This window comes from Acinetobacter sp. ANC_7635 (genome assembly GCF_056779945.1).
On record NZ_JBWYIS010000015.1, the window covers coordinates 12,341 to 25,546 of the forward strand.

General features: G+C 40.7%; 10 protein-coding genes. 7 read left to right on the forward strand and 3 right to left on the reverse strand.

Going from position 1 to position 13,206, the window contains the following annotated elements; genetic code table 11:
• Positions 1–74: 74 nt before the first annotated feature.
• Entirely contained in the window at positions 75–701 is a 627-nt protein-coding gene (locus AC1M89_RS13065; protein ID WP_092768402.1) for a TetR/AcrR family transcriptional regulator, read from the reverse strand.
• A gap of 145 nt (positions 702–846) precedes the next feature.
• Between AC1M89_RS13065 and AC1M89_RS13070 the strand changes: the two genes are divergently transcribed.
• From AC1M89_RS13070 to AC1M89_RS13100, 7 genes are all read left to right on the forward strand, one after another.
• Complete coding sequence (locus AC1M89_RS13070; RefSeq protein WP_481613563.1) at positions 847–2,019, forward strand: isovaleryl-CoA dehydrogenase; 1,173 nt, start codon at positions 847–849, stop codon at positions 2,017–2,019.
• A 26-nt stretch (positions 2,020–2,045) separates the two neighbouring features.
• Positions 2,046–3,647: a carboxyl transferase domain-containing protein gene (locus tag AC1M89_RS13075; RefSeq protein WP_481614302.1), complete on the forward strand. Its 1,602-nt coding sequence runs from the start codon at positions 2,046–2,048 to the stop codon at positions 3,645–3,647.
• Between the two features lie 12 nt (positions 3,648–3,659).
• Complete coding sequence (locus AC1M89_RS13080; RefSeq protein ID WP_481592297.1) at positions 3,660–4,460, forward strand: enoyl-CoA hydratase/isomerase family protein; 801 nt, start codon at positions 3,660–3,662, stop codon at positions 4,458–4,460.
• 13 nt (positions 4,461–4,473) lie between these two features.
• A complete protein-coding gene (locus tag AC1M89_RS13085; protein WP_481614303.1) occupies positions 4,474–6,468 on the forward strand; it encodes an acetyl/propionyl/methylcrotonyl-CoA carboxylase subunit alpha in 1,995 nt (664 codons plus the stop codon).
• On the forward strand, positions 6,468–7,400 hold the full coding sequence (locus AC1M89_RS13090; protein WP_481614312.1) for a hydroxymethylglutaryl-CoA lyase: 933 nt from the start codon (positions 6,468–6,470) through the stop codon (positions 7,398–7,400). The genes AC1M89_RS13085 and AC1M89_RS13090 overlap by 1 nt, the downstream gene beginning before the upstream one ends.
• Before the next feature lie 78 nt (positions 7,401–7,478).
• Complete coding sequence (locus tag AC1M89_RS13095) at positions 7,479–8,183, forward strand: CoA transferase subunit A (protein ID WP_092768413.1); 705 nt, start codon at positions 7,479–7,481, stop codon at positions 8,181–8,183.
• Positions 8,184–8,186: 3 nt separating this feature from the next.
• Positions 8,187–8,822 carry a CoA transferase subunit B gene (locus AC1M89_RS13100; protein ID WP_092768415.1) on the forward strand — a complete coding sequence of 212 codons (636 nt, stop codon included), beginning with the start codon at positions 8,187–8,189 and terminating at the stop codon, positions 8,820–8,822.
• A 39-nt stretch (positions 8,823–8,861) separates the two neighbouring features.
• Here AC1M89_RS13100 and AC1M89_RS13105 read toward each other — a convergent pair whose 3' ends face one another.
• Both AC1M89_RS13105 and AC1M89_RS13110 read right to left on the reverse strand, forming a co-directional pair.
• Complete coding sequence (locus tag AC1M89_RS13105; RefSeq protein ID WP_228143132.1) at positions 8,862–9,953, reverse strand: phospholipase A; 1,092 nt, start codon at positions 9,951–9,953, stop codon at positions 8,862–8,864.
• A 73-nt stretch (positions 9,954–10,026) separates the two neighbouring features.
• Positions 10,027–12,966 (reverse strand): insulinase family protein, encoded by a 2,940-nt coding sequence (locus tag AC1M89_RS13110; protein ID WP_481609269.1) that lies wholly within the window; start codon positions 12,964–12,966, stop codon positions 10,027–10,029.
• Between the last annotated feature and the right edge of the window lie 240 nt (positions 12,967–13,206).

Genomic DNA, 13,206 nt, shown 5'->3' on the forward strand with positions numbered 1-13,206 from the left:
TATATCAATCCAATATTTCGTTATTAATTACGCGATTACTCGTTTAAACATGACATCCTTTTGTGTGAATTAAATTAATTTTCCTCCTTTGCCTTAACTGCATTGACACAAAAGTCTGCAATTTGCTTAACGAAATAACCTTTATAACCGTCATCAAACATCACATTACGCGATGGATTTAAAGGTTCAATCACAACGAATGTCATCGCACCAACCACGCATAATGCAGCTGTATTTAAATCTTCAAATTCGAACTCACCATTGACCTTTCCTTCGGCAAGAATCTCCTTAATGGATTGTTTTATCAGTTGCTTACTTCTAAAACGTTCATGCTCAATCGTTGGGTCTACGGGCTCAAACATGAGTGAATATGCAAGTTGAGGGCTATTCAGAGCACGTTTTACGAAAGCAGTGACGGCCTTTGTCAACTTCTCAGTCGAAGTCCAATCATTTTTTGCAATCTGATTCAGAATATCGACCTCACCTTTGATGGCCTGTGAAAGCACTTCAATCAAAATCTGATTTTTGTTCTCAAAATAGCGATAGACCAAACCACTCGAGACACCAGATTTATCTGCAATCGCTTGCACTTGTGCATCTTTAAAACCACCACCCGCAATAAGTTCGCGCGCGGATTGCAGTATCGATTGACGATTTTGCTCCATACGCTCTTGCATCAAAGTGGATCTTTTATAACTCATAATTGTTCACCCAATCAACTAAAATGAATTATAAATCATTTTCTGAATCTATATTCACTTTTTTAAAAAATAACTGTATTGTATTTCTCAAGCAAGGACAAAATGCTTCACTGGAAATAAAAATTAAATTTTAGGATGAATGAAAATGAATTTACAGAGTATTGACTTTGGACTAGACGAAACACTAATCGCTTTACGTGATTCTGTAGCTGCATTCTGTGCAAAGGAAATCGCACCTATTGCTCAACAAGTTGATCAAGACAACTTATTTCCAGCTCACTTATGGAAAAAATTTGGTGATATGGGGTTACTTGGACTTACCGTGAGTGAAGAATACGGTGGTGTCAATCTGGGTTATTTGGCTCATATCATTGTCATGCAGGAAATTTCACGAGCATCTGCTTCCATTGGACTTTCATACGGGGCACATTCAAATCTTTGTGTGAATCAAATTAACCGTAATGGTAGCGAAGAACAAAAACAAAAATATCTTCCTAAATTAATTTCTGGCGAATATGTCGGTGCTTTGGCAATGTCTGAACCAAATGCGGGTTCAGATGTCGTGAGTATGAAATTACGTGCTGAAGAGCATGGTGATCACTTTGTACTTAATGGCTCAAAAATGTGGATTACCAATGGTGGAGATGCTGACGTGCTGGTGGTTTACGCCAAAACTGACATCAATGCTGGTGCCAAAGGCATGACTGCTTTCATTATTGAAAAAGGCATGGAAGGCTTTAGTCATGGGAGTCACTTAGACAAACTCGGAATGCGTGGTTCAAATACTTATCCCCTGTTCTTTGACAATGTCAAAGTGCCTAAAGAAAACGTCATGGGTGGTGTGGGTAACGGTACAAAAGTGCTCATGAGTGGATTGGATTACGAGCGTGCAGTTCTCAGTGGTGGACCACTAGGCATTATGGATGCATGTTTAGATGTGGTCATCCCATACATTCATGAACGTAAGCAATTCGGTCAATGTTTAGGTGAATTCCAACTCATGCAAGGCAAAATTGCGGATATGTATTCTACATGGTTGGCAAGCAAGGCTTTGGTTTATGCCGTGGGTGCAGCATGTGATAAAGCTGATCATGATCGTGGTTTACGTAAAGATGCAGCAAGTGCCATTCTCTACTCAGCTGAAAAAGCAACCTGGATGGCTGGTGAAGCTATTCAAACCCTTGGGGGCAATGGTTATATCAATGATTACAGCACAGGTCGATTGTGGCGTGATGCCAAACTCTATGAAATCGGTGCAGGAACTTCTGAAATTCGACGCATGTTAATTGGTCGTGAGTTATTCAACGAAACCAGATAATTCAAGTTAATACAAGGAAGTCATTGATGAACGAAATTAAAAGTAAAATCAATCCACGTAGTGAAGAGTTTAAAATCAATCAAGCTGCAATGCTTGAATTGGTCGCAGACTTAAAAAAACAAGCTCAAACCATTGCCTTAGGTGGTGGAGAAAAAGCACGTCAGAAGCATTTAGCACGTGGAAAACTATTACCGCGTGAGCGCATTGATCAACTCATTGATGCAGGAACTGCCTTTCTTGAAATTGGTCAACTCGCTGCTTATCAAGTTTATGCTGACGATGTACCAGCCGCAGGTGTGGTTGCAGGTATTGGTCAAGTGCATGGTGTGACATGCATGATCGTTGCCAATGATGCAACAGTTAAAGGAGGTACATATTATCCTTTAACTGTAAAAAAACATTTACGTGCGCAAGAAATTGCTGAACAAAATCATCTTCCTTGTATTTATATGGTCGACTCAGGCGGTGCATTTCTGCCAATGCAGGATGAAGTATTCCCTGATCGCGATCATTTTGGACGAATTTTTTACAACCAAGCACGCATGTCGAGTAAAGGTATTGCACAAATAGCCGTGGTTATGGGGAGTTGTACTGCGGGTGGCGCATATGTCCCTGCCATGTCCGATGAAACAATTATTGTCCGCAATCAAGGCACGATTTTCCTCGGTGGTCCACCTTTGGTAAAAGCTGCAACAGGTGAAGTGGTGACTGCTGAAGACCTTGGTGGTGGCGATGTTCATACCCGTTTATCTGGTGTCGCAGATCATCTTGCAGAAAGTGATGAACATGCGATTCAAATTGCACGCAATATTGTTCAAAACCTAAATATCGAACCGAAAGCATTAAAGACCGAAATTGAAGAACCACTTTATAGTGCTGAAGAACTTTATGGTGTCATTCCGAGTGACTCACGCAAACCCTTTGACATCCGTGAAGTGATTGCACGTATCGTGGATGGTTCAAGACTTGATGAATTTAAGGCTCGTTTTGGTACAACCTTAATTACAGGTTTTGCATCTATCTACGGCATGAAGGTCGGAATCATTGCCAATAACGGAATTTTATTTTCAGAGTCTGCTCAGAAAGGTGCGCATTTCATTGAACTGTGTACGCAACGCAATATTCCACTGCTCTTTATCCAAAATATCACCGGTTTCATGGTCGGTCGCCAATATGAAAATGAAGGTATTGCCAAAAATGGAGCCAAATTGGTCATGGCAGTAGCTACCGCAAATGTTCCTAAAATCACCTTGGTGGTCGGTGGTTCTTTTGGTGCAGGCAACTATGGAATGTGCGGTCGAGCATATTCTCCTCGCTTCTTATGGACTTGGCCGAATTCACGTATTTCCGTGATGGGCGGTGAACAAGCTGCTAGTGTTCTCTCCACGATTAAGCGTGATCAAATTGAGCAACGTGGTGAAACTTGGTCAGCTGAAGAAGAAGATCAATTCAAACAACCTTATCGTGATCAATTTGAAAAGCAAGGACACCCTTATTATGCATCTGCACGGTTGTGGGATGACGGTGTGATTGATCCAGCAGAATCACGTCATGTCTTAGGTCTGAGTTTGGCTGCTGCATTGAATGCACCAATTGAACCAACTCAGTTCGGCGTGTTCCGCATGTAAGGAGAAAATGACATGAGTTATGAATTTTTACAGCTTGAAATTGAACGCCAAGTTGCGACCGTTTGGATTAATCGTGCTGAATTACACAATGCATTCAATACACAAGTGATAGAAGAGCTGAATCACTGTTTCACAACTTTAAATGCTAATGATGACGTTCGTGTTGTCGTTTTGGCAGGTCGTGGTAAAAGCTTTTCTGCAGGTGCGGACCTCAATTGGATGAAACAAGCAGGTCAAGCATCAAAAGTGGAAAATGAAGAGGATGCTTTGAAACTTGCCAAAATGTTACAAAGTTTAGCCACGCTGAAACAACCGACTATTGCACGTGTCCATGGTATTGCATTTGGCGGCGGCATGGGGCTTGCTTCAGCATGCGATATTTGTGTGGCTTCCACTGATGCTAAGTTTGCCACTTCAGAAGTGAGATTAGGTTTAGCACCTTCAACGATTAGTCCATACGTGATCCGTGCCATCGGTGCTCGTCAAGCATCTCGATATTTTCTCACGGCTGAACGTATTTCTGCAGAACAAGCAAAGCATATTGGTCTCGTCCATGAAGTTTGTCAGCCAGAACAGTTGGATGCCACCGTATCGGAAATCATTGATGCAATTTTGCTTGGAGGCCCTGAAGCTCAAGCTGCATCAAAGTCTTTGATTCGTTTAGTTGATCATCAAGAAGTCACAGAAGATTTACTGATTCAAACCGCTCAACACATTGCGCACGTACGTCAAGGTGATGAAGCCAAAAATGGCTTAACTGCTTTTTTAAATAAACAAAGCCCAGCATGGATTCAAGCAACGGCAGAACAATAAAAAGGGATTCTATATGTTTAAAAAAATTCTCATTGCAAACCGTGGCGAAATTGCATGTCGTGTGATTCGTAGTGCACAAAAATTAGGTATCGCAACGGTTGCAATTTACTCAGATGCAGATACCCAAGCGCAGCATGTCAAATTAGCGGATGAAGCTATTTATATTGGTGAATCCCCTGCTGCACAAAGTTATTTACAAGCAGATCGTATTATTCAAGCTGCACTTAAAACAGGGGCTGAAGCCATCCATCCAGGTTATGGTTTCCTATCTGAAAATGATCAATTTGCGGAAGCCTGTGAAAAAAACAATATTACTTTTATAGGGCCTCCAGTGGCTGCCATCTTAGCCATGGGTTTAAAAGCAACGTCTAAAGCATTGATGGAAAAAGCAGGTGTACCACTCACACCTGGGTATCATGGCAGCAATCAAGATGCTGATTTCTTAAAACAACAAGCTGATCAGATTGGCTATCCTGTACTGATTAAAGCCAGTGCAGGTGGTGGTGGTAAAGGCATGCGCTTAGTTGAGCGTGCTGAAGACTTTCTTCCTGCACTGAACTCATGCAAAAGTGAAGCGAAATCAAGCTTTGGCAATGATGACGTTCTAATTGAACGTTATGTTGTCAATCCTCGTCATATTGAAGTGCAAGTTTTTGGTGACAAACATGGCAATTATGTTCACCTCTTTGAACGTGATTGCTCTGTGCAGCGCCGTCACCAAAAAGTCCTAGAGGAAGCCCCAGCCCCTAAAATGGCCGAAGTTAAACTCGAAGCGATGCGTGAAGCTGCGATTAATGCTGCCCGAGCAGTAGACTATGTCGGTGCTGGAACGGTTGAGTTCATTGTTGAACAAGATGGTACAGCTTACTTCATGGAAATGAACACTCGCCTACAAGTTGAACACCCTGTGACGGAAATGATCACAGGACAAGATTTGGTTGAATGGCAATTACGTGTTGCTTATGGTGAACGTTTGCCAAAACAACAGTCTGAATTAAAAATTCATGGCCATGCACTTGAAGCTCGTGTTTATGCAGAAGAGCCAGAGAAAGGATTTCTCCCAGCAATTGGAAAAATTAATTATCTTCATTATCCGCCTCAAAATGAATGTGTCCGTGTTGATAGTGGCATTGTGCAAGGTGATGAGATCACAACGTTCTATGATCCAATGATTGCTAAACTCATCGTATGGGGAGAAAATCGTGAAGCAGCACTCGTCCAAATGCATCATGCTTTGAGCCACTTTCATGTCGAAGGCTTAGGCAACAATATTGCATTTTTAGATCGCTTAGTGGCATGTGACTCTTTCAAAAATGCCAACCTAGATACTAATTTAATTCAGCGCGAAGATGAGTTCCTATTTAAAACCACTACTCCTTCTTCGTCTGAAACAATTGTCACAGCAGCATTTATTGAACTGCATTCTCAGTTAAATGAATCCAAGCGTACAAGCCATCCAGTTTGGAAAGCAAAACCCCTGTGGAGAAGTAATGTTGATGCGCGTACACCGATAAAACTTGAACATCTCGGACAAACGTATCAAGTTGAATTTATCTCAACTTCACAAGGGTTCGAAGCACAGCTTGATGGCGAAAGCTACGCTATCTCAGGTCAGTTGCTCAATGAAAATCTCATGGCGATCTATACCTCTTTCGGTCAAGAGAAAATCAGTTTTAAAAAAACCAATGATGCGGTCACCCTATTTAAAAATGGGCAGACTTTTAAATTTGAACTCATCAAACCTAATTTTAATACAAATGATCAATCTTCATCTGACTCAAATCTAAAAGCACCAATGCCGGGTGCAGTGACACAAGTATTTGTTTCAGCAAATCAACGTGTAAAAAAAGATGAAGTGTTATTAACGTTAGAGGCAATGAAAATGGAATACGCTATACGTGCACCATTTGATGGTGTCGTTGTCGCAGCTTATTTCCAACAAGGTGATCAAGTGAAAGCTGGTGATGAGCTGGTTGAGTTTCAAGCTGCTGAGGAGAATGCGGCATGATGAAAACAACCAATAAAACCACACCAAATCACGATAATTTTGTGAAAATCGTTGAAGTTGGACCTCGTGACGGTCTTCAGAATGAAAAAACACCCTTAACATTCGAAGACAGACGCAATCTTATTCTTGATTTGATGAAAACTGGTTTGAAGAATATCGAAGTCGGTTCTTGTGTATCTGCAAAGTGGGTACCTCAAATGGCAGAAAGTGATCAACTCTATGCTAGCCTACCACATGATGAAGATATCCAGTTCAGCTTACTGACACCAAACCTTAAGGGATTCGAGTCAGCTTTAGCTGTAGGCTGTAAAGAAGTTGCGGTTTTCACCGCTGCTTCTGAAAGCTTCACTCAAAAGAATATAAATTGTTCAATTGAGGAAAGTTTTGAGAAGTTTGCTGATGTATTACAGTTTGCTCAACAACATGATATTAAAGTACGCGGATACGTTTCATGTATCGTCGACTGCCCCTATGAAGGTCCAATTGATCCATCTAAGGTTGCTGAAGTCAGTGCAAAGTTAATTGATCTAGGTTGCTACGAAGTATCCTTGGGTGAAACCATCGGCACAGCTACACCTGATCGTGTTTCCAAAGTTTGGAATGCATGTTTGGAACGAATTGAACCACAACTTTTAGCTGGTCATTTTCACAATACCTACGGCATGGCAATTGCCAATATCTATCAATCACTGACACAAGGCATCCGCATATTTGACTCATCGATTGCAGGACTTGGCGGTTGTCCTTATGCCAAAGGTGCTTCGGGTAATGTATCCACTGAAGACTTATTTTATCTTTTGTCCAATATGGGCTATGAAACTGGCATTAACCTAGATGCCCTGATGCTTGCGAGTCGTAACATTAGTCAAGTTTTGCAACGAAACAATCCATCTAACTATGCCAATGCGTATTGGCAAAAAAAATGTGCTTAGTACGTATCAGCATTATGAAATGATGAAGATCGGAAGCTGATTCAGGATGAACAAAATAAAAATACAATGAGGTGTTCAATGACGAACAAAGTGTATGAAAGTGCTGAAAGTGCACTGAACGATATCATTCAAGATGGTCAAACCTTAGCTGTTGGTGGTTTTGGCTTATGTGGTATTCCTGAGGCTTTGATTGCAGCCCTGAAACAAACAGGAGCTAAAGAGCTGACTTGTATTTCAAACAATGCAGGTGTAGATGGTTTTGGTTTGGGATTACTACTCGAAACAAAACAAATTAAAAAAATGATCTCGTCCTATGTCGGAGAAAATAAAGAATTTGAGCGACAATACTTAAATGGTGAACTTGAAGTCGAGCTAACCCCTCAAGGCACTTTGGCTGAAAAACTCCGTGCTGGTGGAGCTGGGATTCCTGCATTTTTTACCCAAACAGGCGTAGGTACGTTGATTGCAGAAGGTAAAGAAGTACGTGAGTTCAATGGTAAAGAATATATTTTAGAACCCTCTTTAACTGCAGATGTCGCTTTGGTCAAAGCGTATAAAGCAGATAAGGCAGGTAACCTAATCTTTAGGAAAACAGCTCAAAATTTTAATCCCGTTTGTGCGATGGCTGGGAAAATCACAGTCGCTGAAGTTGAGGAAATTGTAGAGATCGGTGAGCTCGATCCCGATTCGATACATTTGCCCGGCATTTATGTAAATCGTATCGTTCTTAACACTACACCAGAAAAAAGAATCGAACAAATGACCTTAAAGGCGGAGGCATAAGTTATGGCATGGACGCGTAATGAAATGGCACAACGAGCTGCCTTGGAACTCGAAGATGGATTTTATGTCAATTTAGGGATTGGATTGCCTACATTGGTTGCGAACTATATTCCTGAAAATATCAATGTTTGGCTCCAATCTGAAAATGGTTTGCTGGGAATTGGCGAATTTCCAACAAAAGAAACCGTAGATGCTGACCTGATTAATGCGGGTAAGCAAACTGTTACGGCGCGAGCAGGCGCTGCATTTTTTTCCAGTGCTGATTCATTTGCCATGATCCGTGGTGGGCACGTGAATATAGCTATACTTGGCGCTATGGAAGTCTCTGAGCAAGGTGATCTTGCGAATTGGATGATTCCAGGGAAAAAAGTCAAAGGTATGGGTGGAGCAATGGATTTGGTGGCTGGCGTACAAAAAGTCGTCGTGCTAATGGAACATTGTGCCAAAGATGGCACCCCAAAAATTGTTCCGCAATGTTCACTGCCCCTTACAGGTAAAGCAGTCGTTCATCGCGTGATTACAGATCTAGGGGTTTTGGATATCACGCCTCAAGGGGTAAAACTGATAGAACTGGCTCATGACGTCAACTTTGATGAGATACAGAAAGTGACTGGAGTTCCCCTAATTCAATCGCAATAAGATCGCTAAAAAAACCACGCCTAAGCGTGGTTTTTTTATTTAGAAAGCATTCATTAAAGAAACGCCAATACCCGCATAGGTAGCACGATGATTATAATCAATCAAACTCTCACCATACCCATCGAATAATTGAAAATGACCTCTAAGTTTGCCACTGATTGGAAATGCCCAATCAAATTGAACAGCTCCTCGAGAATCATCCCCACCCTTAAGTGAATGTCTTAACATCAAACTAAAATCATGATCATTCCAACGGTAAAAAGTCGTTAAATCACCACGACCAATATAGTTTTTAATGTCAGGATTGTTATCATCATTGAAATCTTCTTCGATTCGATACCAAGGTCGAATCATCATAGCGAAATTATCACGCTCAAATCCTAAGTTCAGCATCACACGGTTCCAACTACGTGATAAAGGATCCGAACGTCCATTTGATTGATGATTCAGCGTTAAACCGAGTAAGCGACCATTTAAACCTAAAAATTCATAGTTGGTTCTAAACACAATACTTGCTTCAGGTTCATAATTCGTTTCACGAAATGGTCGTGATTCTTCAGAGTTGTAAACCTGCCAACGAGAGGACTGGGTATAACCCAACCAAATATCGCCATTATTCCCGATTAAGTTTTCAACAGCTTTAGTTTTGAGTGAAATTTGAAACTTGGACTCTAAAGACTTTAAATTTTGATCATCTTCTACGGTATTTTGAGGATTTGGGCTCGATGGAAATTCGTTCTTATCAGATGTCCAAAATGCAGGAAGTAAATAGACAGGTTGATGTGCGCGTATATTCCATGTACCTAATTTACTGTCTTCAGCCAATTCCCATCGTTTATCAAGCAACGATGAATTCGGTGTAATTACAGGACCTTCCACCGAAAACAAGTTTTCAACTTTTTGTTCGATTTTAGACTTTAAATCCTGTGGTTCAACCTGCGGTGCTGGTATTTCACGCGCAGCCTGACGCTCAGAAACATAAGCAGGTTGCTCAAGTTCAGGGGCTTTGAACAATGCATCATAACAGGCTAAACGCTCTGCATTTGAATCAAGTGCAACGCACGCTTGTGGTGACGCTGGATTCGCTGGTACCACATCTGTTGCCCAAACTGTCTGTATAGGCAAACACATAAACGACGACACACCCAACCATATTGGTGAACGTTTTATTCTATTTCGCATTGGCTAAGCCCCATTTTTAATTTTAATTCACTTGTTTTATTGAAAACCCAAGTTCTGCAAGTTGCTCTTTTTTAGCCATTGGTGCTACAACAGCCTTCGTTGGTTTTTGATTCACTAAATACGTTTCTGCTACACGCTTTAGATCATCTAACGTTACATTGAGCAAACGCTCTCGTAAAGTTTTTCTGAATTGAGGCGTGCGTCCATGCAATAATGCATAACATGCAGTAATTGCTTCACCTGCTGGAGAACCTGGCTTATCCATGCTCGATACAAGACCCAGAATCGCCTCTTCAAGTTGGTGTGGTTTTTGTTCAGTATTCAATAACCAATCAATACTTGCTTCAAAATCTTGGAAAGTTTCTGCTAAACGTGGATCACGATAACTATAGAATCTAAATGCACAAGCATTGCCATCATAGCTTGCACCACCACCATAAGCGCCTCCTTTTTCACGGATTGCACTGTGTAGGAAACCATTTCGTAGATAAGCCGCAAGCACCATTAACGGTGCTGCATCCGGATGAGAAACTTCAACTGCTGGATAAGCAGAAGCACAGAATTGGACATTGGATTGAATCAGCCATGCTTCATCATTTTGTGTTTGTTCAAAATTAACTTCAGCAAGACGCACTGGTTCACGATTCACTTCAAGTTTATCCCAAACATTTTGAATTTCTTCAATTAAACGTTCAGACTGCTGCTCTTCACAGACCAGTAGAAACTGTTTAGGCGCGAGTAACAACAAACGGTGAATATTTTGCAACTCTTGAATGAGGTGCGCATAAGCTTGCTCATCTGTTTCGATGCTTTGAACAAGCTCGCTCAACCAATTAAGCGCACCTAAGCCAGTATTATTATAATCACGTAATGCCAATGCACTCATATTACGAGAAGCGATCTGCATGGCATAGCTATGTCCAGAACCAGACAAACGGGATGCCCAACGCGTCTTACGTTGTTGTAAGAGTTCAATAATACGATCCTTTTCATCAAAACGTAGTTTTTCAAATGCCAATTTTAACAATTGAATCGTATCTAGTTTGTGGGCAAGCGATTTGGTTGTCAGCGTTAAAAATGCGCTAATTTTACCTTTATCATCAACTTTACTACGTAGAGATGCCCCCATACCAAGGCCACCACTTACCGCTGTTTGTAATTGCTGTAATTCTAAATAATTATATTGACCTGCACCGACCTCGCCCATGAGCACGGAGAGTAAGTTAAAATATGGTGATTTCACGACTTGATCAGGAATTTGAATAATCACTTGTTGGTAATAAATTCCATTAGTACCAGCATGGTATAAGTTCAAAGGTGTATCTAAGTTATTAGAAATGATTTCTCGCAATTGACCTTGAACGACTGGAAGCTCAGCGGGTATATCTTCTAGACCAACTTTCGGCAATAAATCTAAGTTGTCAGGAGTCGCCTGTCTTTCATTTAATGCCTCAGTTTGGCGTACAATTTCCGCTTTTTCGGCATCTGTTAAGCGTGCGCCTATATCAGCTAAACGCTGTTTTTCTGCTTCAGCCTCTAATTTCGACTTATTCGCATCTGGTACAAGCGTCATCTGTACACGATGCGGATTATCAATCAAATGGGTCTTAATCAGATTAGGCAACCACATCGGGTCTTTCAACTGCTCTTTCACTTGCTCAATGGTCGAATCTACGTCCCAAACATGTATTGGATCATTATGATGAATTGCACTGCTTAAACCATTGAGGATGAGGCTTAGACCATAAGGCGTGCCATCTCCACCAATTTCTCGTTGGTGTAATTCAATTTGATGCAAAATCGCATCAACCAATGACTGATCTACAGGCTTCGAGGCAACCTCGTTCAGCACATTCAACACACCGTTTTTGAATGTTTCTGCATGTTCAGGATTTGAACCTTGAATACCGCAGTAGAAAGTCATTTCATAGTTAGAATCATCAAGACCTAAAATTGGTCCTGTAGATTGAGCATAACCACACGTTTCTAAATAGTGACGTAATGGTGAAGCAGAATCTTCCAATAAGATCCCTTCAGCCAAACGTAAGCCTAAACGAAGTTGAATATCACTAGATTCAGGAAGTAACCATGCCAGTACATGGTAGGTTTTATCTTTCAAATCTTCAGCATCTACCGCGTAAGTCTCTGTCACCTCAATAGGTGCTTCTAGACGCTGTTCTGGTGTCGAATATAAGGTTTGACCTTTCTTAAACTTAGATAACGCTAAAGTTTCAAACTGCTCTTGTAACTCATAGGCAGATTGATTACCAAAAGTCATGAAAATAGCATTACTTGGATGGTAATGTGACTTATAGAAACTGACTAACTCTTCGTAAGTTAAATCAGGAATATCCTTCGGATCACCACCTGAATTATAGTGGTAAGTCGTTTTAGGGAATAAATGATGAGCAAGTTGGTGATATAACTGATCTGAAGGTGAACTCATTGCACCTTTCATTTCATTAAAAACCACACCCTTGTAAACAGGCTCACCATTCTCCAACTCAATTCGGATACCTTCTTGAGCGAAATCCAAAGGGTTTAAATTGGCTGCAAATGCTGCATCCAAATAGACGGAAAGTAAGTTTTGGAAATCTTTTTTATTCTGTGTCGCAAATGGATAAGCTGTCCAATCGGCAGCTGTAAATGCGTTCATAAACGTATTTAGAGAACGACGAATCATTAAAAAGAATGGATCACGTACAGGAAATTTTTCAGAACCACATAATGCAGTATGCTCAAGAATGTGTGCTTCGCCTTTTGAATCCATCGGTTGTGTACGGAAAGCAACTAAAAAAACATTTTCATCATGTTCAGTTGCTAGATGAAAATGCACAGCGTCAGTTTCTTTATGACGGTATTCTGAAACTAATATATCGAGTGCGGCTACATGATGTTGACGTACCAACTGAAACGCGGGATGAACGGTGTTTTGAATGGTTTCAGTAACATCTACGGTCATGTGTGCTCCTTAATTTACATAAATTTTAACAAAGATCATTATACTGATAGTTCAATACAATTCATCATTTATACAACAAACTCCAACTATTTTCCGAGTAAAATAGTCAGATTAAAACTAAATCAATAAAACTATATCTGAATTAAATGATTCATTTCGATTAAATGTGGGTTAAAGCTTGAAAATCAAGCTATACGCTACTGAATTCAATCGCATTGGTGTAAAATCGTTTTCTTTTTT